The 23417-nt window shown below is 72.7% G+C and carries 20 protein-coding genes, 1 tRNA gene and 1 pseudogene; 15 read left to right on the plus strand and 7 right to left on the minus strand.

Translation table 11 applies throughout. The features are described from left to right. From MNY60_RS16965 to MNY60_RS17010, 10 genes are all read left to right on the plus strand, one after another. A partial coding sequence (locus MNY60_RS16965) for a helix-turn-helix domain-containing protein (RefSeq protein ID WP_277957064.1) occupies window positions 1-306 on the plus strand: 306 nt, incomplete at its 5' end. An 89-nt stretch (window positions 307-395) separates the two neighbouring features. After that, complete coding sequence (locus tag MNY60_RS16970; protein WP_242341525.1) at window positions 396-779, plus strand: hypothetical protein; 384 nt, start codon at window positions 396-398, stop codon at window positions 777-779. Window positions 780-798: 19 nt separating this feature from the next. Further along, window positions 799-1497 (plus strand): PTS sugar transporter subunit IIA, encoded by a 699-nt coding sequence (locus MNY60_RS16975; protein ID WP_242341526.1) that lies wholly within the window; start codon window positions 799-801, stop codon window positions 1495-1497. Next, complete coding sequence (locus MNY60_RS16980; protein ID WP_242341527.1) at window positions 1494-3500, plus strand: proton-conducting transporter membrane subunit; 2007 nt, start codon at window positions 1494-1496, stop codon at window positions 3498-3500. Before MNY60_RS16975 ends, MNY60_RS16980 begins: the two co-directional genes overlap by 4 nt. Beyond that, window positions 3497-5461 carry a proton-conducting transporter membrane subunit gene (locus MNY60_RS16985; protein ID WP_242361198.1) on the plus strand — a complete coding sequence of 655 codons (1965 nt, stop codon included), beginning with the start codon at window positions 3497-3499 and terminating at the stop codon, window positions 5459-5461. Before MNY60_RS16980 ends, MNY60_RS16985 begins: the two co-directional genes overlap by 4 nt. Beyond that, window positions 5458-6381: a respiratory chain complex I subunit 1 family protein gene (locus MNY60_RS16990; protein ID WP_242341352.1), complete on the plus strand. Its 924-nt coding sequence runs from the start codon at window positions 5458-5460 to the stop codon at window positions 6379-6381. Before MNY60_RS16985 ends, MNY60_RS16990 begins: the two co-directional genes overlap by 4 nt. Before the next feature lie 5 nt (window positions 6382-6386). Beyond that, window positions 6387-7034: an NADH-quinone oxidoreductase subunit K gene (locus MNY60_RS16995; protein WP_242341353.1), complete on the plus strand. Its 648-nt coding sequence runs from the start codon at window positions 6387-6389 to the stop codon at window positions 7032-7034. An 8-nt stretch (window positions 7035-7042) separates the two neighbouring features. Then, complete coding sequence (locus tag MNY60_RS17000) at window positions 7043-8476, plus strand: proton-conducting transporter membrane subunit (RefSeq protein WP_242341354.1); 1434 nt, start codon at window positions 7043-7045, stop codon at window positions 8474-8476. 2 nt (window positions 8477-8478) lie between these two features. Beyond that, window positions 8479-10026 (plus strand): hydrogenase, encoded by a 1548-nt coding sequence (locus MNY60_RS17005; RefSeq protein WP_242361200.1) that lies wholly within the window; start codon window positions 8479-8481, stop codon window positions 10024-10026. Further along, window positions 10023-10793 carry a 4Fe-4S binding protein gene (locus tag MNY60_RS17010; RefSeq protein ID WP_242356061.1) on the plus strand — a complete coding sequence of 257 codons (771 nt, stop codon included), beginning with the start codon at window positions 10023-10025 and terminating at the stop codon, window positions 10791-10793. The genes MNY60_RS17005 and MNY60_RS17010 overlap by 4 nt, the downstream gene beginning before the upstream one ends. Window positions 10794-10883: 90 nt before the next feature. Here the strand turns inward: MNY60_RS17010 and MNY60_RS17015 are convergent, their stop codons facing one another. Next, entirely contained in the window at window positions 10884-11021 is a 138-nt protein-coding gene (locus MNY60_RS17015; protein WP_242341357.1) for a hypothetical protein, read from the minus strand. 433 nt (window positions 11022-11454) lie between these two features. Between MNY60_RS17015 and MNY60_RS17020 the strand changes: the two are divergent. After that, window positions 11455-12148, plus strand: a pseudogene (locus MNY60_RS17020) (transposase); the annotation flags it as partial. Between the two features lie 741 nt (window positions 12149-12889). On the opposite strand, the gene MNY60_RS17025 reads toward MNY60_RS17020, so the two are convergent. After that, window positions 12890-14791, minus strand: coding sequence for a fibronectin type III domain-containing protein (locus tag MNY60_RS17025; protein WP_242356059.1), 1902 nt, complete (start codon window positions 14789-14791; stop codon window positions 12890-12892). Between the two features lie 548 nt (window positions 14792-15339). Here MNY60_RS17025 and MNY60_RS17030 point away from each other — a divergent pair. Then, a tRNA-Ile gene (locus MNY60_RS17030) sits at window positions 15340-15406 on the plus strand. Between the two features lie 40 nt (window positions 15407-15446). After that, a complete protein-coding gene (locus MNY60_RS17035) occupies window positions 15447-15611 on the plus strand; it encodes a hypothetical protein (RefSeq protein ID WP_242361202.1) in 165 nt (54 codons plus the stop codon). Window positions 15612-15714: 103 nt separating this feature from the next. Here the strand turns inward: MNY60_RS17035 and MNY60_RS17040 are convergent, their stop codons facing one another. Both MNY60_RS17040 and MNY60_RS17045 read right to left on the minus strand, forming a co-directional pair. Further along, window positions 15715-16044, minus strand: a complete 330-nt coding sequence (locus MNY60_RS17040; protein ID WP_242340927.1) for a PspC domain-containing protein — start codon at window positions 16042-16044, stop codon at window positions 15715-15717. Window positions 16045-16088: 44 nt separating this feature from the next. After that, window positions 16089-16718, minus strand: a complete 630-nt coding sequence (locus MNY60_RS17045; protein WP_242361203.1) for a class I SAM-dependent methyltransferase — start codon at window positions 16716-16718, stop codon at window positions 16089-16091. Between the two features lie 167 nt (window positions 16719-16885). Here MNY60_RS17045 and MNY60_RS17050 point away from each other — a divergent pair, with 167 nt between their 5' ends. Next, window positions 16886-17365: a GNAT family N-acetyltransferase gene (locus MNY60_RS17050; RefSeq protein WP_242361205.1), complete on the plus strand. Its 480-nt coding sequence runs from the start codon at window positions 16886-16888 to the stop codon at window positions 17363-17365. 10 nt (window positions 17366-17375) lie between these two features. Here the strand turns inward: MNY60_RS17050 and MNY60_RS17055 are convergent, their stop codons facing one another. From MNY60_RS17055 to MNY60_RS17065, 3 genes are all read right to left on the minus strand, one after another. After that, a complete protein-coding gene (locus MNY60_RS17055; protein WP_308197071.1) occupies window positions 17376-18071 on the minus strand; it encodes a class I SAM-dependent methyltransferase in 696 nt (231 codons plus the stop codon). After that, window positions 18068-18769, minus strand: coding sequence for a metalloregulator ArsR/SmtB family transcription factor (locus MNY60_RS17060; protein WP_242361207.1), 702 nt, complete (start codon window positions 18767-18769; stop codon window positions 18068-18070). Before MNY60_RS17060 ends, MNY60_RS17055 begins: the two co-directional genes overlap by 4 nt. An 85-nt stretch (window positions 18770-18854) precedes the next feature. Beyond that, window positions 18855-20330 (minus strand): nicotinate phosphoribosyltransferase, encoded by a 1476-nt coding sequence (locus MNY60_RS17065; RefSeq protein ID WP_242361209.1) that lies wholly within the window; start codon window positions 20328-20330, stop codon window positions 18855-18857. A gap of 218 nt (window positions 20331-20548) precedes the next feature. Here MNY60_RS17065 and MNY60_RS17070 point away from each other — a divergent pair, with 218 nt between their 5' ends. Continuing rightward, window positions 20549-23395: an aconitate hydratase gene (locus MNY60_RS17070; protein WP_242361211.1), complete on the plus strand. Its 2847-nt coding sequence runs from the start codon at window positions 20549-20551 to the stop codon at window positions 23393-23395. Window positions 23396-23417 lie beyond the last annotated feature (22 nt).

Raw genomic sequence — 23417 nt, forward strand, 5'->3', positions numbered from 1 at the left:
CGCGAGCGCCGCCCCGCGGCCCGCGCGCCCGCGCCCGCGCGCGCCGCCCCCGAGCCGGCCGCGGCCGTGCCGGGAGCCTCGACGGACGGGGCAGCGCCGGGTGGCGCGCCGCTCCCCATCGGCGGCACCATCGTGATCCCCATCGGCTGCACGCTCGCCGAGGCCGAGCGCCGCATCGTCCTCGCGAACCTCCGCCATTTCCGGACCCGCGCCCGCGCCGCGCGGGCGCTCGGCGTCGGCCTGCGCACGCTCTACACGAAGCTCGCCGCGTGGTCGAAAGACGGGGAGGATGCCGAAACGGCATGATCCCTGGGCGGCCGCCCCGGAGATCCGCCCGGAACCGGGCGGATCTCGCGGAGATCGGGGCTGGCGCGCTTCCTGCTCTCGTCGGGGGCGTGTCCTCGAGAGCGCCGCCCTCCGTCCTCGTGCTCGCCCGTCCCGGGCCGGAGAGCGACGACCTGTTCGCCGACCTCTCGCAGCGGGAGGACGTCTGCCTGCTGCGCGTCGCGACCGCGGCAGCGGCGAACGTGGCCATCGGGGAGCTCGCGGTCGCGCTCGTCATCGCGTGCCCGCAGATTCCGCCCCACGCGATCGACTCGGTCCTCGCCCAGCTCGACGCGCTCCGCCCGGGGACGCCGGTGCTCGCCATCCGCACGCGCCAGGCGCAGGAGCCGGCCGCGTGGGGCGAGCGGGGCGTGGCGGTGCTGCGCCTGCCGCTCCTCGCCGGCGTCCTGTCGCGGGCGGTGGACGTCGTCCTCGGCATGACGGGCAAGCTCTAGGAAGGAACGGCAAGAGAAGATGCAGCTCACGACGCGCGACGCTTCCCGCCTCCTCGGCGTCTCGGACTCGACGCTCCACCGCTGGCTCAAGAGCGGCGAGCTCCCCTCCACCCGCGTGAACGACCAGTACCGGCTGAACCGGATCGACCTCCTGGAGTTCGCCGCCGCGCGGAACCTGGCCATCTCCGCCGAGCTGCTCGCGGAGCTCGAGACGGAGGCGCCGGAGCTGCCGAGCCTCGCCGACGCGCTCCGGGCCGGCGGGGTCCACCGCGGCCTCTCCGGCACGGACAAGCCGGCCATCCTGCGGGAGGTCGTCGAGCGGCTGCCGCTCCCGCGCCCCGCCGATCGGGAGCTGCTCCACCGCGTCCTCCTGGCCCGCGAGGCGCTCGGCTCGACCGGCCTCGGCAACGGCATCGCGATCCCGCACGCCCGGAACCCCATCGTCCTCCGCATCGCGCGGCCGGAGGTGGCGATCTGCTACCTCGACACGCCCGTCGAGTTCGGGGCCATCGACGGCAAGCCCGTGCACACGCTCGTGACCCTCGTGACCCCGTCCACCCGCGTGCACCTGCACCTGCTCGCCGTCGTCGCCGCCGCGCTGCACGACCCCGCGGTGCTCGCGAGGCTCGAGGCGCGCGCCGGCGCCGAGGAGCTGCTCCCCGAGATCTCCCGGGTCGAGGCGGCCATCGCCGCGCAGCGCGCCGGGAGCGCCCGGTGAGCCTCTTCCTCGCCGCGCTCGTCGTCCTCGTGGCGGGTGGCGCCGCCGCGCTCGCCGCCTCCGCTCGCCCCACCGCCGCGCTCGCCATCGGCAGCGCGAGCGCCGCCGCGGGCTCCGCGATGGGGCTCCTCGCCGCCTTCCCCGCGCTCCGCGCGCCTCCGTCCGCCTGGGAGCTCGCCTGGGCGGTGCCGAACGGCGCGATCGCGCTCGGGCTCGATCCGCTCTCCGCGGTCTTCGCCGTCGCGGTGTTCGCGCTCGGCCTCGCCGCGGCCGTGTTCGGGGCGGGCTACATGCGCGCCCACCTCGCGCGGCGCTCGCTCGGCGCGTTCCTGTTCTTCTTCAACGTCCTCCTCGCCTCGATGGCGGTGCTCGTGGCCGCCCGCCAGGCGCTCCTGTTCATCGTCGCGTGGGAGACGATGACCGTCTCGTCGTTCCTGCTCGTCGGCCTCGAGCACGAGGCGGGGGCGGTGCGGATGGCGACGCGGACGTACCTCGTCGCGTCCCACCTCGGGGCCGCGTTCCTCTTCGGGCTGTTCCTCACGCTCGGTCACGCCGCCGGGTCGCTGAGGTTCGAGGCGTTCGAGGCCCTGCGCGCCGGCTCCGCGGTCCCGGCGACGCTGCTGTTCGTCTTCGCCCTCGTGGGCTTCGGCACCAAGGCCGGCCTCGTCCCGCTCCACGTGTGGCTGCCGGAGGCCCACCCGGCGGCGCCGAGCCACGTCTCCGCGCTCATGTCGGGCGTCCTCGTGAAGATGGGCGTCTACGGCATCCTGCGGGTGCTCACCTTCCTGCCTCCGGCGCCCGTCTCCCACGGCCTCGCGCTCGCCGCGGTCGGGCTGCTCGGCGCGGTCGCCGCGCTGCTCCTCGCCCTCGGGCAGCGCGACCTGAAGCGCATCCTGGCCTACTCCACGGTCGAGAACGTCGGGATCATCGCGTTGGGCCTCGGCGTGGGCCTCGTCGGCGCGGCGGGCCGGGCCCCCGCGGTCGCCGCGCTCGGGGTCGCCGGCGCGCTCCTCCACGTCTGGAACCACGCCCTGATGAAGGGGCTCGCCTTCATGGGCGCCGGCGCGGTGGTGCACGGCGCGGGCACCCGCGACGTGGAGCGGATGGGCGGCCTCCTCCGGCGCCTCCCGGTGAGCGCGGGGCTGCTCGTGTTCGCGGCCGTCGCGCTCGCGGCGCTCCCGCCGCTCAACGGCTTCGTCTCCGAGTGGCTGCTCTACCTGGGCCTCCTCGACGGCGGGCAGGGCTCTGCCGCCGGGACCGCCCTGCTCGCCTACCTGTCCCTCGCCGTGCTCGCGCTCGTCGGCGCGCTCGCTGCCATCGTGTTCACCCGGCTCGTCGGGGCGGCGCTGCTCGGCAGCCCGCGCAGCCCCGAGGCGGCGTCCGCCCACGAGGGCGGCCCGCTGCTCCTCGCGCCCCTCGCCGCCCTCGCCGCAGCGAACGCCGCCGTGGCGCTCTTCCCCGGCCAGGCGGTCGCGCTCCTCACCCCGGCGGCCGCGATCGTGCTCCGCGTCCCCGCGGCGGAGCTCGCGGCGAGGCTCGCCCCCGCGCTCTCCGCGCTCGCCGGGCCGCTCCGCGCGGGGCTCGCGCTCCTCCTCCTCTGTGGCGTCGCGCTCGCCCTCGCCTCGCGGCGGATGCTCGCCCGGCGCGACGTGCGCGCCGCCCAGACCTGGGGCTGCGGCTTCTCCGCCGAGAGCGCGCGCGTGCAGTACACAGCCGCCTCGCTCTCCGAGCTCGCGCTCGCGGCGATCGCGCCGCGCGCGCTCCGCCCCGTCGAGACCCCGGCGCGGCCGGAGGGCCTCTTCCCCCGCCGCGTCCGCTACGCCCAGGAGGCGGACGACCCCGCCCGCGCGCGCGTGTTCGAGCCGGCGTTCCGCGCGGTGGGCGAGTGGTTCGGGCGGCTGCGGCACTTCCAGCAGTCGCGGCTCAACCTGCAGCTCCTCTACACGGTCCTCACCGTCCTCGCCCTCTCGGCGCTCCTCCTCTTCCACCAGCGCGGCCCATGACGCTCGTCCCCGTCCTCGGCGCCATCGCCCTCCCCGCCGCGAGCGGGCTCGCCGCGGCCGCGCGGCGCGCGCGGCCGGCCGCGGGCCAGGCCCTCGCGTGCGCCGCGCTGTGCGCGGGGGCGGCCCTCGGCGTCGCGGCGGCGGGGACGGTGCTCCTCGGCGGGGAGCTCTCGGCGCCGGCGCTCGGGCTGCGCCTCGACGCGCTCTCGGCGATCTTCCTCTTGCCCATCTGCGCGGTCTCGGCGCTCGGGGCGGTGTACGGGCTCGGCTACTACCCGCAGGCCGAGCACGGCCCGCGCGCCGTGCGGCTGCAGCTCTTCTACGGGCTCGCCACGGGCGGGATGGTCCTCCTCGTCGTGGCGGGGCACGCCGTCGTGTTCCTCGTCGGCTGGGAGGTGATGGCGCTCTCCGGCTTCCTCCTCGTCCACACGGACCACGAGCGCGCGGAGGTGCAGCGCGCGGCGCTCGTGTACCTCGCGGCCACGCACGTCGGGACGCTCGCGCTCTTCGCGCTCTTCGCCCTCCTGCGGCAGGCGGCGGGGTCGTTCGACTTCGCGGCGATGCAGGGGCTGCCCGGTGCGGGCCGGCTCGCGGCGAGCGCCTTCGCGCTCGCGCTCCTCGGCTTCGGCGTGAAGGCCGGCCTCATGCCGCTCCACTTCTGGCTGCCGGGCGCGCACGCGGCGGCGCCGTCGCACGTCTCGGCGGTGATGTCCGGGGTGCTCATCAAGACCGGCATCTACGGGCTCCTGCGCGTGACGGGGCTCTTCGCCGCGCCGCCCGCGACGTGGGGGACGGCGCTCCTCCTGCTCGGCGGCGCCTCCGCCGTGCTGGGGGTCGCGTTCGCCCTCGCGCAGCACGATCTCAAGCGGCTCCTCGCGTACCACAGCGTCGAGAACATCGGGATCATCGCCCTCGGCACCGGGCTCGCGCTGCTCGGCCGGTCGCGCGGCGAGCCCGGCCTCGTGGTGCTCGGGCTCGGGGGCGCGACGCTCCACGTCGTGAACCACGCGCTGTTCAAGTCGCTCCTCTTCCTCGGCGCCGGCGCGGTCCAGCACGCGACGGGCACGCGCGAGCTCGACCTCCTCGGCGGGCTCGCGCGCCCGATGCGCGCGACCGCGGTGCTCTTCCTCGTCGGCGCGGCGGCGATCAGCGGGCTCCCGCCGCTCAACGGGTTCGTCTCGGAGTGGCTCGTCTACATGGGCTTCCTCTCCGCCCTGGAGCGCGGCGGGGGCGACCTCCTCGCCTTCGCGGCGCTGGGCGTGCCGGCGCTGGCGCTGGTCGGCGGGCTCGCCGCGGCGTGCTTCGTCAAGGTGGTGGGGGTGGTGTTCCTCGGCACCCCGCGCAGCGCGCACCCGCGCGCCGCGCACGAGGCGCCGCGGACGATGCTCGTGCCGATGGCGATCCTCGCCGCGGCCTGCGCCGCGATCGGCCTCGCCCCGGCCGCCGCGCTCCCGGCGCTGGTCCGCGCGGCGGCAGCGTGGTCGCGGCTCCCGCCCGAGCTCCTCGACGGCGCGGCGGCGCGCGCGGGCGCGGGCGCCTCGCGGGTGAGCGTCGCCGCGGCCGCGCTCCTCGTCGCGACGGCGGGCCTGGTCCTCCTCCGCCGTCGCCTCGGGGCGCCGCGCGCCCCCGACGTCGAGACCTGGGGCTGCGCCTTCTCTGGCCCGCTCCCGCGCGCGCAGTACACCGGCTCGTCCTTCGCCGAGCTGCTCGTCCGCCGCTTCTCGTGGGCGATCTTCCCGCGCGGCGCCGCGCCGCGCCTCGGCGGGGCGTTCCCGGCCCGCGCCGCGTTCCACACCGAGGTGCCGGACACGGTCCTCGATCTCGCGCTCGCCCCCGCCGCGCGCGGCTTCCGGTGGCTCGCCGCGCGGGCCCACCTCCTCTTCCTGCGCCGCATCCAGTTCCAGGTGCTGCTCGTCCTCGCGACGCTGCTCGCGATCCTCGCCTGGGGATTCGGCTGGTGAACACGCCCATGCTCCTCCTGCGCACCGTGCTGCACCTCGCCGCGCTCCTCGCGCTGCCCCCTCTCCTCCTCGGCGTCGTGAACCGCACGAAGTCGATCTTCGCGGGGCGCGTCGGCCCTCCGCTGCTGCAGCCCTACCTCGACCTCGCGAAGCTCCTGCGCAAGGGCGCCGTCTACAGCCGGACCACGACCTGGGTGTTCCGCGCGGGCCCGATCGTCGGGCTCGCCGCCGTGGCGTCGGCCGGGCTCCTCCTCTCGATGGGCGGCGCGCCCGCCGCGCTCTCCTTCGCCGGGGACTTCGTCCTGTTCGCGTACCTGCTCGGCCTCGCGCGCTTCGCGACCGCCCTCGCGGCGCTCGACACCGGCTCCGCGTTCGAGGGGATGGGCGCCGCCCGCGAGGTCACGTTCGCGAGCCTCGCCGAGCCAGCCCTCTTCCTGTGCCTGCTCGTGCTGGCGCGCGCGACGGGTACCCTCTCGCTCTCCGGCATGCTCGGCCCGGCGCTCCCGGGGGCGTGGGGCTCCGCCGGCCCGGCGCTGCTCCTCGCCGCCATCGCGGTGTTCGTCATCGCCCTCGCCGAGAACTCGCGCATCCCGGTGGACGACCCGAACACGCACCTCGAGCTCACGATGATCCACGAGGTGATGGTGCTCGACCACGGCGGGCCCGACCTCGCCTTCATCCTGTACGGCGCCTCGTTGAAGCTCTTCCTCTTCGGGGCGATCCTCTCCCGCCTCGTCCTCGGCCGCGGCGACGGCGCGCTCGCCTCGGAGGCGCTGTTCTTCCTGGGCGTCCTCTGCTTCGCGGTGGGCGTCGGCGTCGTCGAGTCCGTGATGGCGCGGCTGCGCATCGTGCGCGTCCCGCAGCTCCTCGTGGGCGCGTCGGTCCTCTCGGTGTTCGCGCTCGTCCTCCTCCTCCGGTGACCGCGATGGCCTCGTTCGTCGATCTCGTCTTCGTCCTGGTCGTCGTCATCGACCTGTTCCTGCTCGCCTCGAGCCGCCTCGGCGCCGCGATCCGCACCGTCGCGATCCAGGGCGCGCTCCTCGCGGCGCTCCCGCTCCTCCTCGTCCGCGAGTCTCACAACCTCGGCCACGCGGTCCTCCTCGCCGGCGGCGCGCTCGCCATCAAGGGGTTCTTCATCCCCTGGCTGATGTTCCGGGCGATCCGCGAGGCGTCGATCCGCCGCGAGATGGAGCCCGTCATCGGCTTCGTCCCCTCGATGGTGCTCGGCGCGGTGGGCGTCGCGCTCGCCTTCGCGTTCTCGAGCCGGCTGCCGCTCCCCGACGCCGGCGCCCACGGCTTCCTCGTGCCGACCGCGCTCTCCACGGTCTGGACCGGGCTCCTCCTCGTCGTCACCCGCAAGAAGGCGGTGAGCCAGGTGCTCGGGTTCCTCGTCCTCGAGAACGGGGTCTACGTCTTCGGGCTGCTGCTCTCCGACGTCATGCCGGTCATGGTCGAGGCGGGCGTCCTCCTCGACCTCTTCGCGGCGGTGTTCGTGATGGGCATCGTCATGTTCCACATCAACCGCGAGTTCTCCTCGCTCGACACCGAGAAGCTCTCGGCGCTGAAGGACTAGGGCGCGCCATGCTCTTCGTCATCCTCGCCCCGCTCGCGCTCGCGCCCGTCGCGCTCCTCGTCCCCTCGAACCGCCGCCGGCCGCTGGTGCTCCTCGCGGGCGCGCTCCTGCACGCCGCCGGGGTGGCCGCCCTGTTCGCCTCGCCGCCGCCCGCCCGCGCCGGCGCGTGGCTCGCCTTCGACCCCATGGCGAAGGTGACGCTCCTCACGGTGACCGCCCTCTTCCTCGCCGCCGCGATCTACGCGCAGGGCTACCTCGCCCGGCGCGCCGACCGCGACAACCGGATCTTCGTGGGCGGCCTCCTGCTCCTCCTCGCCGCGATGACCGTCGTCGCGCTCTCGCACCACCTCGGCCTCTCCTGGGTCGCCATCGAGGCCACCACGCTCGCGAGCGCGCCGCTCATCTACTTCAACCACAACGCGCGCTCGCTCGAGGCGACCTGGAAGTACCTCCTCATCTGCTCGCTCGGCATCGCGCTCGCGCTGCTCGGCACGTTCTTCCTCGCGCTGTCCGGCGCCGGGGCCGGGGGACCCCGCTCGCTCCTCCTCGACGACCTCATCGCCGCGGGGCCGTCCCTGTCGCGGCCGTGGGTGCGCGCGGCCTTCGTCCTGCTCCTCGTCGGCTACGGGACGAAGATGGGCCTCGCGCCCCTCCACTCCTGGAAGCCCGACGCCTACGGCGAGGCGCCCGGGCTCCTCGGCGCCCTCCTCGCCGGCGGCCTCACGAACTTCGCGTTCCTCTCCATCGCCCGCGTCTTCCAGGTGACCCGCGCCGCGGGCGACGAGGCGTTCGCGCGCGACGCGCTCGTCGGCCTCGGCCTGCTCTCCATCGCGCTCGCCGCCGTGTTCGTCGTGGGGCAGCGCGACTTCAAGCGGATGCTCGCGTACTCGAGCGTCGAGCACATGGGCATCCTCGCCCTCGGCATCGGCCTCGGCGGCGGCGCGGCGGGCGGCGCGTTCTTCCACTCGATGAACAACGGCCTCACGAAGGGCGTCCTGTTCCTCTCTGCCGGCAACATCCACCGCGCGTTCGGGGCGAAGACCACCGACGAGGTCCGCGGCGCCGCGCGCCGGCTCCCGGTGTCGGGGCCGCTCTTCCTCGCCGGGTTCCTCGCCATCACCGGCTCGCCGCCCTTCTCCCCGTTCTTCAGCGAGTTCGCCATCCTGAACGGCGCCTTCGGGGCCGGCCGCTTCGTGGTCGGCGGGCTCTTCCTCGCGCTCCTCGCGGTCATCTTCATCGGCATGGCGACCACCGTCCTCGCGGTGGTGCAGGGCGATCCGGGGGATGCGCCGCGGGTGCCCGGGACGGACGACAGCTGGCTCACCGCCGCCCCGCCTTTCGCCCTCATGGTGCTCGTCCTCCTGCTCGGGCTCTTCCTGCCCCAGGGGCTCAGGGATCTCTTCGGTGCCGCGGCGCAGCTCGTCGGCGGCCGCTGGGACTGAACATGACCGGACCCATTCACGACGTCCGCCCCCGCGCGAGCGACCTCCTCGAGACCTGGAACGGCGAGGCGGTGGACGCCCGCGCCGTGCCCGTGCACCCCGTCTCGCGCTTCCGCGGGATCGTCCTCGAGGCCCTCGCGGGCGGCGGCCGGCTCGCCGCCCTCTTCGGCCGCCCCGCCGAGGGCCGCGTGCTCCTGACGGCGGTGCTCGCCGACGATCCCGAGGGTCGGCTCGCGCTCCTCTCCACGCTGGTCGACGGCGCCTACCCGGCGCTCTCGGCCGAGGTCCCCGCCGCGCAGGGGTTCGAGCGCGAGCTCGCGGAGCAGTACGGCGTCCGCCCCGAGGGGCACCCCTGGCTGAAGCCGCTCAGGTTCGAGCCGCCGCTGCGCCCGGTGCGCGACGCGTTCGGCCGGCGCGATCCCCGCGCGACGATCCCGGGCGAATACCCCTTCTTCGCCGTCGAGGGCGAGGAGGTGCACGAGGTCGCGGTCGGCCCGGTGCACGCCGGGATCATCGAGCCCGGGCACTTCCGCTTCCAGTGCCACGGCGAGCAGGTGTTCCACCTCGAGATCGTGCTCGGCTACCAGCACCGCGGCGTCGAGCCGCTGCTCCAGGGCGGCCCCGACCGCCGCTCCCTCGCGCTCGCGGAGTCGATCGCCGGCGACACCTCGGTCGGCCACGGGCTCGCGTACGTCAAGGCGCTCGAGTCGCTCGCCGGGCGGCCCCCGCCGGCCCGGGCGATGGCGCTCCGCGGCGTGGCCCTCGAGCTCGAGCGGCTCGCGAACCACGTGGGCGATCTCGGCGCGCTCGCGGGGGACGTCGGCTTCCTCCCGACGGCCTCTTACTGCGGCGCGCTGCGGGCCGAGTTCCTGAACGCGACCGCGGAGCTCTGCGGGAACCGCTTCGGTCGCGGCCTGCTCGTCCCGGGCGGCGTGCGCCACGACCTCGGCGCCGGGGAGGCGCAGGCGATCGCCGCGCGGGTGCGCGGGGCGTGGGAGAGGTCGCGGCGCGCGGCCGGGCTCTTCTTCGAGTCGCCCTCGGTGCGGGCGCGGCTCGAGGGCACCGGCGCGGTGTCGCGCGAGACGGCCCTCGCCCTCGGGCTCGTCGGGCCGGCGGCGCGGGCGAGCGGCGTGGACCGCGACGTGCGGCGCGACCACGCGTTCGGCATCTTCCGGTTCGTCCACGTCCCGGTGGTCACCGCGGACACCGGGGACGTCTTCGCGCGCGCCTGGATCCGGCTCCTCGAGGGCGAGCGGAGCGCGGCGTTCGTCGCGAGCCAGCTCGAGAACCTCCCCGAGGGCGGCGCGCGCGATCCGCTCGGCCCGCTCGCGCCCGGGTCGCTCGTGGTCTCGATGGTGGAGGGCTGGCGCGGCGAGATCGCGCACGTCGCCGTGACGGACGAGGCCGGACGCCTCGCCCGCTACAAGGTGAAGGACCCCTCGTTCCACAACTGGTTCGGGCTCGCGATGGCGCTCCGGGACGGACAGATCTCGGACTTCCCGCTCTGCAACAAGAGCTTCAACCTCTCCTACGCGGGGCACGACCTGTGATCGACATCCTCAAGTTCAGGCTCGGCTACGGCCGCCAGACGGTCGCGTTCCCCGACGGCCCGCCGAAGTTCCCGGCGCGGTTCCGGGGACGCCCCGCCATCGATCCGTCCCGCTGCACCGACGGGTGCACCGCGTGCGCCGAGATCTGCCCGACCGAGGCGATCCTCGCGCCGGGCACGGCGTCGATGGCGGTGGACCTCGGCCGGTGCGTCTTCTGCGGCGACTGCGCCGCGGCGTGCCCGCCGGGGGCGATCCGCTTCACGGACGACCACCGGCTCGCCGCGCGCGCGCGCGAGGCGCTCGTCGTCCGCGGCGACGAGCCCGTGCTCGCGGCCGCCCTCGACGGCGAGATGCGCCGCGTCCTCGGCCGCTCGCTCAAGCTCCGGCAGGTGTCGGCCGCGGGCTGCAACGGCTGCGAGGCCGAGCTCAACGCGACCGGCAACATCCAGTTCGACCTGGGCCGCTTCGGTGTGCAGTTCGTCGCCTCGCCCCGCCACGCCGACGGGATCGTCGTGACCGGCCCGGTCTCCGAGAACATGCTGCTCGCGCTCCGGAAGACCTACGAGGCGGTGCCCGCCCCGCGGCTCGTCATCGCGGTCGGCGCCTGCGCCATCTCGGGCGGCGTGTTCCGGGAGAGCCCCGTGGTGAGCGGCGGCGCCGAGGCGGCGCTCGCTGGGATCCCGGTGGACCTCTTCGTCCCCGGCTGCCCGCCCCACCCGATCACGATCGTGGACGGGCTCCTGCGGCTCTTGGGGCGGCTGGGGTGAGGGAGAGTCAGGTCGCGACTCGGCTACACCCCCGAAAAGCAGCCACGCCACGCGATGATGGCCCGCCTCGCCGCCGCTGCCGTCGTCTCTTCAGAACGTGATGTCGATCGTGACGGTGTCCGTCGAGGCACCGCTCGGATACGCGACCAGGGTTGCGGTGAACGCGCCGTTCACGTCGTACTCCTGGGGCGACGTTCCCGGCTTCGCGGCGACGGCCTTGATGGTCAAGGAACCGGCGCCCATGTCCACGACCCCGGACCAACCCTTCGTTGCGAAGTACGTGACGGGCGCGACGGCTCCCTGCGGCAATCATGGAATACGCATCTGAGACACTCGCATCCGACTGCTCACGAGTGCCTGAGCCATCCCCTCGCATGAGGCCGAAGACTTCACGAACGTGGCCTGCTGGCGAACGAGTTCGTCGAACGTCTGCATCAGCGGTCGCGCGCGCTCTGCGCGCATGCCAGGCAGGCAGTCGAAGTGGAACAGCCCCTGGTTGGGAGTGGGTCCGCTCCTTCGAGGTGTTCGCCTTGATCCGCCGGTCTTCCCCGACTGCCTCCCCGGCGGCACCGAGCAGCGTGAGCAGCGCAGCGGCGATGGCGCCGACCAGGAGGATCCGGTCACGCCGCTCGGTTAGCCGATGCGCGTGTCGGTGAGCCCCATCCCGAAGCGCAGGTTCTTGAGGTGCCGCGCGCTCAAGCCGCGCCCGCCGCCTGCGAAGAGGAGCAGCCACCGCGCGCTCGTCGCTGTGGAACGACGCGCCGTGCTCGACGTCCTGCACGAGCCCCGCTTTGCGGAGCTCGCGCCCGCCGAGGTCTACGCGACGCTGCTCGACGAGGGCCGGTATCTCTGCTCGGAGCGCACCATGTACCGCGTCCTCGCTGAGAACGCGGAGGTCCGCGGGCGGCGGGACCAACTGCGGCAACCGAAGTACAAGGCGCCCGAGCTGCTCGCCATCGCCCCGAACCAGCTCTGGAGCTGGGACATCGCGAAGCTGCTCGGCCCGCGGATCATCCGCGAACCTGTGAACGCGAAGCATCCAGCGCGACCAGCTCACGGTCCACGCCGACCGTGGCACCTCTATGACCTCGAACCCGGTCGCGCTGATGCTCGCCGACCTGGGCGTCACGAAGAGCCACTCGCGGCCGCACGTCTCGAACGACAACCCGTTCTCCGAGTCGCAGTTCAAGACGATGAAACTCCGGCCCGACTTCCCGGAACGCTTCGGCGCCGTCGAGGACGGGCGTGCGCACTGCGCCGACTTCTTCGGCTGGTACAACACCGAGCACAGCCACGGCGGGCTCGGGCTGGTGACGCCGCACGACGTCCACCACGGCCTCGCGGCCGCCCGCCTCCACGAGGAGACGAAGTCGTGCACGCGGTAGGGGCGGATGGCCTGGTTGCGCATGAGCCCCGCACGATGATCTCAACCCTGCGGAACGTCTAGAACCGGCCCCATCCCATGACCGTGGGGATGAGGGGATCCGTCAGGGCTCAGATGCCTTCTGGAGCTGTCCGCCGTGGCTATGACAGACGTGACCCCTGGCGGGTTCCGTTGCCGCGCGAACGCAAGTTGAGTGCGAGACGCCCCATTATGGTAACGAGTGATACTGATAAGAGGGTCTGCGTCACGGCATACCGCGTGATGTGAACGGAGCCGATCGCGTACTCATGTCGTCCTTCTGGCTCGAGGAACATCCAGATCAGGGCCAGAGCCGCGGACACGACGGAGACGGTATTCAGAATCCGGCCGACTTTCTTCCATTGCACGCTCATTGATCGGTCCGTTCAGTGCGATCTTCCGGGGTGCTGCGACACCCGGGGTACGATCAGCGAAGCACTTCGACCCAGCGCCGAGACTTCCGCTTCGTAGCAGCGACCGATTGTTATCGCTGGCCCGTAACGCCCATGACTGCAACAACACACCTCACTGTATGAGTACGCCTCCCAAGTCGACTGGTAATACGGTCCGCAAATCACCCGTCGAGCCGGGCAATACGAGCCCGGAGACGGTCATCCCAGAACCGAACGAGTTGACCGGAGGATCGGCGGCTGGCGGACGGACCCACGCTGCTGCCAGCGGGTCGTTTCATGGGCTATAGTCCTTCGGGGGCCACCACGGGAATGACCTGCTGTGCGGCGCTTGCCCAGGCCCAGCCCGCGTAGCAGCGCTGAGATGTCCAGCTCAGACCATCATCGCTCCACTGCCAGCAGAAGTCGCTGGGCGCCTCGCGGAAGTACCCGTCCTGCCGCGGCATGATCGCGATTTCCGTGATTGCTGTCGCGTTCCCCTCCCCGAAATCGTAGCGCCACCACACCGGGTTCGTTGTCGTGGCCCTCGTCGTCGAGGTGGTGAATGCCGTGCTGGTGGAGTTATCCACGGCTTTTCCCGCATCCCAGGTGTTGTAGTGACCAGAGTCAGATGCCACCCCGGAACCGGTGAGATCAGGCCCTCCCGAGCGCAGTTCGATCTCGGCGAAACCCAAGTACTTCCCCGACGTACGAGTGCAAAGCAGGCGCCAGTACCGGTGAGAGTTCGGGGGCGGAGCGCTTGGATCGGTCGCCGTCGTCACCACCATTGCAGGCGATGCACTCCAATACCCCTCTGCGTTCAGGGCCCGCACTCGATAGTAGTACGTCGTGCTGCTCGCCAATCCCGAGTCTAAGTAGCTCAGCGCTGTCAGTCCAGCGGCGACCGAGGCCCACGGGCCGGCTTCGGTCGTGCCGCGATCGACCGCGTAGCGTCCAGCTCCTCCGCTCGGCTCGGTCCAGCTCACTGTCAGCGACGTCGTGAGCACATCTTCGAATGTCGGTCCTCCGGGCGCGTTCGGCGCGGTCGTCACGCTGCTCGCATCCGAGTAAGGACCATCGCCTTGGCTGTTCGTTCCGCGCACGCGATACCAGTACTCGGTGTTCGCCGCTCGGCCGCTGTCGATAAGCTGCGTTCCGTTCATACCGGTCGCGACCTCGCCCCACTCCCCCGGTCCGCCGCTCGCGTCCGGCGCCCGTTCCAGCTTGTAGCTCGTCGCGCCGGCAGCCGTCGCCCAGTTCACCTGAACGTCCGTCGCTGTGACGTTCGCGAACGTCGGCGTCCCAGGTACAAACGGCACCCCGACCGGACCGTTGCGACTCGCGAATGCAAGGTATTGCGCAACGACATCAGCATCGTGTTGCGCCCATTCGGGAGATACGAGAAGAGCCGGGAAGCTGCCCAGCGCCGATACACTCGCGGGGTTCGCATTCACCATCAACCCTTTCGCGACGTACCGTTGCGCCACGTCGTTGTAGTCCGCCGCACTAAACGACTGCAAGACGGATAGCTGGGCGGGATCGAGATTGTTGAGCCGGAGCCACAGGTTGAACTGCGCATCCTCCACACTCGCCTGATCGATCACGACATCTTGATAGCCGGACTCGTACAACGCCGTCGCGACGGCTGCCCTCAACTCTGCGTCCCTCGCCAGCGCCGTGGCCGCCTCCACCGCATATTGCGCCGCGGCGCTCAACTGTTGCTGCTCCCAGTACCTGCTGCCCCCATCGGCCGCCCCCTGAGAGCGATTGATCGCGGCTATGAGCGCACCGATGTACCCCGCTTCGGTTCCCATGTTCGCCAACCATGCGTTGGTGGCCTCGGCTACGGCTTTACTCACGCCTGGGGTCTCAATGAATGGCGACAACTGCGGGAACACAGGATCCGCGATAACCGTATAATTGTCGTCAGGCGGATCCCTTGCGAGCCTCGATCGCCACATTGCCATCCCAGTCATCGCCGCGGATTCCGTAGCGAACACCGTTTCCAGGGCGGGGAACCTGGATGCGCACCACCCGAACACAGCTGCGAGAGCCGTATCTGTCTCGGCCATGGCAGTGTATTCGTCTATCTCTTGCTGCGTCTTTTGGACCTTGGCCGCAATTATAATGTCGATGTCCGCGTTCTGGACACAGGGAGGGCATTCAAAACTGATATATGAAGAATATGGTTCGATCTGAGCGTTCAACACCTGATTATCGGCGGTGGCAACGAACGAAGCGGGCACGCAAAGGAACGGCTGGGTCGCTGCCGCCTCGAACCCATCGCTCCATACGACTACCCGAGCGTTTGTCCCACCGAATTCGCAGGTGTACCAGCATATCCCGAGATCCACCCTGTCCCCCGCATGCACGGGAAGCGTTAGTGACACCGGGGCTCCGGAGTCAAGGTGAATAGGTTCCATCACTATGGATGCCGCACTCGCGTGTCGCATGCCGAATATCGCGAGCGCTATAACAGCCATCCGCAGCAAGGGACAACGGTGAGCTGGGCGCGAGTGCGTGCGCCGCCGATCGGACGCTTTATTCACAATGTCTCCCAAGGCGACGCGAACAGCCGAGGCAGAAGCGTGGACGCACTGTAGGGCCGAGGTCGCACATTCACCTTCCGCAAAATGGGGCTGCGGCCTTTTGTGGCCTCCCTACGGGCCGTGCCGTCGCCGACGGCGTAGCCGGCGCGCTTGTGGGGTGTCCGTTCCTATCTGCCAGCTTTCATTAGCGGGACAGATTGTGGTGCACGCGCGTAGCTGGTCCAGAGCGCCGGCTCGATATTCCGGAGGCCGGCTCGATCCCGGTTGCGCGTACTCAGTCTCGGTTCAGGTACCGGAGGCTCTTCGCGCACCCATGGACGACGACGTCTACTTCGCGACCGACGACGTCTACTTCGCGACCGACGACGTCGACTTCGCGACCGACGACGTCGTGCGTCGACGCTCGTCGCGCCGGCGGGGATGGAGCCCTCCCGCTATGTGGTCGATCCGTCCGTTGGGCGTGCCACGGACCATCTGAGGGTCGAGACGAGCTCCCGCTGACGGTGCGAACCGGCAGCGAGAGCCCGCTGGCGTGGGTGCCCGTTGAGCGCACGCGCGCGACCGTGCGCGGAGGCGCCGATCTACCCGTGCTGGACCGCCTCGGGCTCACGCCGCTCGAGGTTCGCGGGCGGCAGGAGCGCGAGCGGCTCGAGCGGCATCGCGATCCAGAGCGCGATGTACGCGAGCACGCCCCAGCCGCCGAACAGGATCGAGAGCAGGAACACCAGCCGGACGGCGGCGCAGGGCAGCCCGAAGCGGTTCGAGAGGCCGCGGGCCACGCCGGCGATGAGCCGGCCCTCGCGCGCCCGCGTCCAGTCGCGCACGGGCGGCCGCTCGACCATCCAGCTCGTGCAAGCGGCGCAGCGGGTCGCGCCGGGGGCGTTCTCGGTGCGGCAGTACGGGCAGAGCATCGTGTCGTGACCTCCGGCCCGATCGTACGCCGGCGCCCGGCTCCCTATTTCAGCGGGCGCCCGAACGAGCCCACCCAGAAGCTCCTCCCGTGCGGGAGGGGGACCGTGTGCTCGCGGCGGAGCGGCATGCCGTAGTGCTCGAAGAGCTGCTCGAGCTCCTCGGGCGGGACGAGCCGCTTGGCTCGACCGATGAGCTGGAGCGGCTTGGAGGGGGGCGGCGGGCCGTCCCCCCCGGGGAGCTCCACGACCCCCGTGCAGCCGCCGCCGTCCCCGAGCCACTCCGCCACGCGCCGGACGAGCACCTCCGGAAAGACGTACTCGAAGAGGAGCGGCACGTGCACGAGGTCGAACGCGCCGGGAGCCGCGCGGAACTTCTCCGCCTCGGCGCAGTAGAGCTCGAGCCGCGGGCCGAGGTGGAAGAAGCGCTGCCGCGCGATGCCGAGGTACTGCAGGTTCACGTCCACCCCGACGATCCGCGAGGTGACGGAGGGATCGACGTGGTCGAGGCCGTTGCCGGTCCCGCAGCCGAGCAAGAGGAGCCGTCCGGGTTGCGCGGCGAGGTAGGCCTCCTGGAAGACGGCCGCGAGCGGGGCGCGCTGATCGAGGCCCTCCGGCCCCATGTGCTGCTCGTAGTCGGCGGCCTGCACCACGGTCCACGGGTTCGGCGTGCTCATCTGCCCTACCCTAGCCCAAACGCCCCGCGGGAGCAGCGCGTCGGCTCGCCTTCGACGCGGCGCCCGCGCGAGCGCGCCTCGCCTCGCCCGCGGGATCGTGACCGCGCTCCGGCCAGGAGAGGTGCGCCGCGCGCGCACACGCGCGGCGCGTGCTAGCGTCCCCGAGCGTGCGCGTCAGGCCCCTCACCGACGCCGATCTCGATCGCTGCATCGACCTCTTCGAGGCGGTCGCGGCGGAGGGGCAGTGGCTCGCGACCGAGCCGCCCATCGACCACCGCGAGGTGCGCGCCCGCTGGCGCGCGCTCCTCGACAGCGGCGAGGGGACGCTGCTCGTCGCGGAGGAGGAGGGCGGCACCGAGCCGCTCGGGCTCGCGGCGATGGTGGGCCGCACCTCGCCCGAGCTCGGGATGCTCGTGGCAGCCGGCCACCGCCGCCGCGGCGTGGGCGACGCGCTCCTCGACGCGGCCGTGGGGTGGGCCCGCGAGGTCGGCGCGCGCGAGATGGTGCTGCACGTGTTCCCGCACAACACCGGCGCGGTGGCGCTCTACCGCAAGCACGGCTTCGAGGAGCGGGGGGTGCTCCGGCGCGCCTACCCGCGCCGCAACCACGAGCGGTGGGACGCCATCCGGATGGTGAAGCCGCTCTGACCGGGCGGGATCACACGCGATGGCGCGGCTTCGCCGCCTCGAGCGCCAGGAACGCCGCGCCCGCCCGCGTCCGGCGGCCGAGCCACGGGTCGAGCGGACGGAGCGCCGCGGCGGCGAGGCCGAGCGGCGGGTGGTAGGCGGCGCCTCGGACCGCGCCGGGCTCCAGGCCCGCCCGGGCGACGAGCGCCGCGAGCGACGACTCGGTCCACAGGTGCGCGTCGCGCCACGGGCGAGCGCCGAGCCAGCCGCGGACGCGCCGCCAGGCACCCCACAGGCTGACCGCGCCGAGCTCGCCGAGGACGAGCCGGCCGCCGGGGCGCAGCACGCGCGCCATCTCGCGCAGCGCGGCGGAGGGCGACGGCACGAAGCAGAGCGCCGTCACCGACACGACGAGCTCGAAGCTCCGGTCGGCGAACGGGAGCGCGGCGGCGTCCCCCGCCGCGAGCGCGACGGCCGCGCCGGCGGCCCGGGCGTTCGCGCCTGCCCGCGCGAGGGCGGCGGGCGAGAGATCGACGCCGGTCGCCCGCGCCCCGCGCCGCGCCAGGGCGAGGGCGTACGCGCCGTCGCCGCACCCCACGTCGAGGATCCTCGCGCCCGCCACGCCGCCGCAGAGCTCCATCACCGCCGCCCGCTCGACGGCCTCGGTGGTCCTCCCGAGCAGGCTCCTCCGCCAGGCCTCGTAGGAGAGCGGCGTGGGCGCGGTCACGACCGGCCGGACCGCTCGACCCGGCGGCCCCGGGCCGCCCAGTCGAGGACGCCGTCGGACAGGCGAAAGGCCTTGAGCCCCTTGCGACGGAGGAGCGTCACCGCCTCCACCGCGAGGACGCAGTACGGCCCGCGGCAGTAGGCGACGACCTCCTTGTCCCTCGGCAGCTCCGAGAGCCGCTTCGCGAGGTCCGGCAGCGGCACCGAGACCGCGCCGGCGATGTGGCCCGACTCGAACTCCTCCGGCGGCCGCACGTCGAGGAGCGTCACCTCCCCGGCGCGCACGCGGCGGCGGAGGGCCTCCTCGTCCAGCGCCTCCAGCTGGTCCCGCTCCGCGAGGAACTCCCGCCGGATCCGCTCGACCTCCGCGAGCCGCGCCTCGGCGACGCCGCGCAGCGCGAGGAGCAGCGCGGGCACGGTGGGATCCGAGACCCGGCAGGTGACGAACAGCCCCTCCTTCGTCGCCTCGACGAGGCCGGCCGCGCGCAGCACCTGGAGGTGCTGCGAGGTGTTCGCGAGGCTCATGTCCGTGAGCCGGGCGAGCGCGTCCACCGTCCGCGGCCCCTGGGCGAGCAGCTCCACGAGCTCGATCCGGTGCGGGCTGGCGAGCGCCTTGGAGACGCGCGCGAACTGCTCGTAGATGGCGGTCTTGAATCGCCGCCCGGAGGTCTCCACCGTCTTGCCGCGTCTCGTGCTCAAGCGAGATGTTGACTATGTGGCGGCGGGCGAGGCGTCAAGTGCGAGGCAGGGATGGCCCCCGCCCGCACCTCCGCCGGTGGGGCGCTCACCGCGGCGACCCGCGCCCCTCCAGCACGAGCCGCGCGCGGAGCTCGTGGAGCCCGCGCTCGAGCCCGACCGGGAACTGGTGCGGGTTCACGAACCGCTTCACGCCCGCGTGGAAGCGGCCGAGCTGCGCGACGGTGCGCGCGCGGAGCTCGGGGAGCGGCGGCGGGTCGTAGACCCGACGCCCGCGGCGGAACACCGGGACAAGGAGATCCTCGCCCGCGACGTCCGCCTCGATCTCGCGGCGGCGCAGCGGGTCGAGCGGATCGAGGATGACGGCCGGCGCGGGCAGCCCGATCCCCTCCTCGTAGATCGCGTCGGCGAGGAACTCCCCGCCGCGCAGGAAGCGGCGGACCTGCAGCACCCCGGGCACGTTCGTCTTCGCGGTCTGCTCCGAGACCTTCACGCGCGGGAGCCACGCGCCCTCCGGGCCGTCGCGCACCGCGCCGAGCTTGTACACGCCGCCGAGCGCGCCGTCGCCCATGCCGGTCACGAGGCGCGTGCCGACGCCCCACACGGTGATGGTGGCGCCCTGGTCCTTCAGGCTCTGGATGATGTTCTCGTCGAGCTCGTTCGAGGCGAGGATGACCGCCTTCGGGAAGCCGGCCTCGTCGAGCCGCTTGCGCGCCTGGATCGAGAGCCAGGCGAGATCCCCCGAGTCGAGCCGGATGCCGACCATCTCCTGCCCCTGCGTCCGCAGCCAGCGGCCGGCCTCGATGGCGTGGTCGATGCCGGAGAGGGAGCCGTAGGTGTCCACGAGGAACACGCAGTTCGCGGGCAGCGCGCGGGCGTAGGCCATGAACGCCTCGCGCTCGTCGCCGTGCAGCATGACCCAGCTGTGCGCGTGCGTGCCGCGCACCGGGATCCCGTAGAGGCGGCCCGCCAGCGTGTTGGAGGTGGAGGAGCAGCCGCCGAGGTAGGCGGCGCGGCTCGCGGAGAGGCCGCCGTCGATGCCCTGCGCGCGCCGCAGCCCGAACTCGAGCACCGGCTCGCCGCGCGCGGCGATGCACACGCGGGCGGCCTTGGTCGCGACGAGCGACTGGAAGTTCACCATCGCGAGGAGCGCGGTCTCGAGGATCATCGCCGGGATGATCGGGCCCGCCACGCGGAGCAGCGGCTCGTGCGGGAACACGACCGTCCCCTCCGGAACGGCGTCCACGTCGACGTCCACCTCGAGCCGACCGAGCGCCTCGAGGAAGCCGCGCTCGAAGAGCGGCTCGCCGTCCGCGCCGCGCTGGTCCGCGAGGAACGCGAGGTCGTCCGCGTCGAAGCGGAGGTGCTCCACGAAGTCGACGACGTGCTCGAGCCCCGCCGCCACGGTGAACCCGCCCGAGAACGGGTTCTTGCGGAAGGACAGGGTGAAGCACGCCTCCTTCCGCTCGAGGCCGCCCTTCCACGCCGCGTACGCCATCGTCAGCTCGTAGAAGTCGGTGAGCAGCGCGAGCGACGGGCGGTAGAGCTGCGAGGGGACGGGCATCGAGCCTCCGGGGTCACTATTTCTAGCGCGGAGCGCTCCCGCGGTCTGCGTCGTCGCGGCGCACCCCGGCGGAGCCCCGACACGCCGCTTGAAGGACGGCGGGCCGCGCGTATGAAAGCTGCTCACCCAACGACCGGCGGGACGCCAGGGCGCGTCCCCCGGCCCGAGGCTCGCGCCCGCTCCGCCGGCGGCCGCGCGCGGCTCAGGCGAGGATCCCCATGAACGACAACAGGCTCGGCGTCGTCGTCCCCTTCGAGATCGCCGCCGGCAGCACCGGCCGGCTCGTGTCGCTCCCGGAGCTCGAGCGCAAGGGCTTCGGGCCCGTGTCCCGCCTCCCGGTCTCGCTCCGCATCGTGCTCGAGTCGCTCGCGCGGAACGTGGACGGCGTGCGGGTCACCGAGGAGGACGTCCGCGCCCTCGCGCGCTGGCAGCCCCGGGCCGAGCGGACGCGCGAGATCCCGTTCCTCGTCGGGCGGGTGCTCCTCCAGGACTTCACCGGCGTGCCGCTCCTCGTGGACCTCGCCGCGATGCGCTCGGCCGTCGCGCGCCTCGGCAAGGATCCGCTCGCGGTCGAGCCGCTCGTCCCGGTGGACCTCGTCGTGGACCACTCCGTGCAGGTCGACGCGTTCGGCTCCGCCGACGCGCTCCGCTACAACATGGAGCTCGAGTTCGATCGCAACCTGCCGCGCTACGAGTTCCTGAAGTGGGGCACCCACGCGTTCGAGGAGCTGCGCATCGTCCCGCCCGGCATCGGCATCTGCCACCAGGTGAACCTCGAGTTCCTCGCGCGCGGGTTCCTCGAGCAGGGCGGGCTGTACTACCCGGACACGCTCGTCGGCACCGACTCGCACACGCCCATGGTGAACGGGCTCGGGCTCGTCGCGTGGGGCGTGGGCGGCATCGAGGCCGAGGCGGCGATGCTCGGTCAGCCGACCTACTTCCTCACCCCCGACGTCGTGGGCGTGCACCTCTCCGGCGCGCTGCGCGAGGGGGTGACGGGGACGGACCTCGTGCTGCGCGTGACCGAGCTCCTGCGCAAGGCGAAGGTGGTCGGGAAGTTCGTCGAGTTCTTCGGCGAGGGCGCGGCGAGCCTGCCGGTCCCGGAGCGCGCCACCCTCTCCAACATGGCCCCGGAGTACGGCGCCACGGTGGGCTTCTTCCCGCCCGACGAGCGCTCGATCCGGTACCTCGAGCAGACCGGGCGCCCGAAGGAGACTGTGGACGCCTTCCGCGCCTACTACGCGGCGCAGGGGCTCCTGCGCATCCCGCGCGCCGGCGAGGTCGACTACAGCGAGGTCGTGGAGCTCGACCTCGCGAGCGTGGGCGCGGCCGTCGCCGGGCCGAAGCGGCCGCAGGACCGCATCGAGCTACGCGCGCTGAAGCGCACGTTCCAGGAGCTGTTCACCCGCAAGGACGCGTCCGGCTACGGCAAGCCCGCGGAGGAGCTCCGCCAGCGCTACCGCTCGCCGAACGGATCCCCGCCGACCACCACGGGCGGCGGCCTACAGGATTCTGACAGCCTGCCGGACGGCGAGCGGAAGAACACGAGCACCCTCACCGAGTACGAGATGATCAACAACCGGCCCACGCCGGACACCCAGCCGAACCCGCCGCGGCGGGAGCTCCCCGGCACCGTCGAGATCGGCCACGGCGACGTCCTCATCGCCGCGATCACCTCCTGCACGAACACCTCGAACCCGGGCGTCATGCTGGCCGCCGGGCTCCTCGCGAAGAAGGCGGTGGAGCGCGGACTCTCCGTGCAGCCGCACGTGAAGACCTCGCTCGCCCCCGGCTCGCGCGTCGTCTCCCGCTACCTCGCCGAGACCGGGCTGCAGCCCTACCTCGACCGGCTCGGGTTCCAGGTTGTCGGCTACGGCTGCACCACCTGCATCGGGAACTCCGGTCCGCTGGACGAGCGGATCGAGAAGGTCGTCACCGACCACGACGTCGTGGCGGCGTCGGTGCTCTCCGGCAACCGCAACTTCGAGGCGCGGGTCCACCAGAGCGTCAAGGCGAACTTCCTCATGAGCCCCCCGCTCGTCGTCGCCTTCGCCCTCGCGGGCCGCGTCGACGTGGACCTCGAGCAGGAGCCGCTCGGCGTCGGGAAGGACGGCAGGCCGGTGTTCCTGCGCGAGCTCTGGCCGACTGCGGAGGAGATCGACGCGCTCCGGCCGGCCGCGGCGAACCCCGAGGAGTACCGGAAGAACTACTACGGCGGCTTCAACGAGAACGCGCGCTGGAACGCGCTCCCGGTGCGCGGCGGCAAGGGCTACGACTGGGACCCCGAGTCCACCTACATCCAGGAGCCGCCGTACTTCACGCCCTTCGCCGCGGCGCCGTCCGAGGCGAAGGACGTGCTCCACGCACGCGCGCTCGCCATCTTCGGCGACTCGGTCACGACGGACCACATCAGCCCGGCAGGCTCGATCAAGCCGTCGTCGCCCGCGGGGACCTACCTGCAGGCGCTGGGCGTCTCGGTGCGCGACTTCAACAGCTACGGCGCGCGCCGCGGGAACCACCACGTGATGGTGCGCGGCACGTTCGCGAACGTGCGCATCAAGAACCTCATGGTGCCGGGGGTCGAGGGCGGGGTCACCGTCCACCAGCCCACCGGCCGCCGCCTCCCCATCCACGACGCCGCGCTCGAGTACGCGCGCGACGGCATCCCGCTCGCGATCGTCGCCGGCCTGGAGTACGGCACCGGCAGCTCGCGCGACTGGGCGGCGAAGGGGACGGCGCTCCTCGGGGTCCGCTTCGTCGTGGCGCGCTCCTTCGAGCGCATCCACCGCTCGAACCTCGTCGGCATGGGCGTCCTCCCCTGCCAGCTCCCGGAGGGCGTGTCGGCCCAGACGCTCGGGCTCGACGGCACGGAGACGTTCGACCTCGTCGGCGTGGCCGGGAGGCTCACCCCGCGCCAGCGGGCGACGCTCGTCGTGCACCGCAGGGACGGGCGCCGCGACGAGGTGGAGCTCGTCGTGCGGATCGACACGCCGATCGAGGCCGAGTACTACCGGCACGGCGGGATCATGCCGTACGTGCTCCGCCAGATCGTCTCGCGGTCCTGAGCGGCGCGGGTCGCTCGCCAGG

Source organism: Anaeromyxobacter sp. SG17 (assembly GCF_022690695.1).
Classification (GTDB): Bacteria; Myxococcota; Myxococcia; order Myxococcales; family Anaeromyxobacteraceae; genus Anaeromyxobacter; species Anaeromyxobacter soli.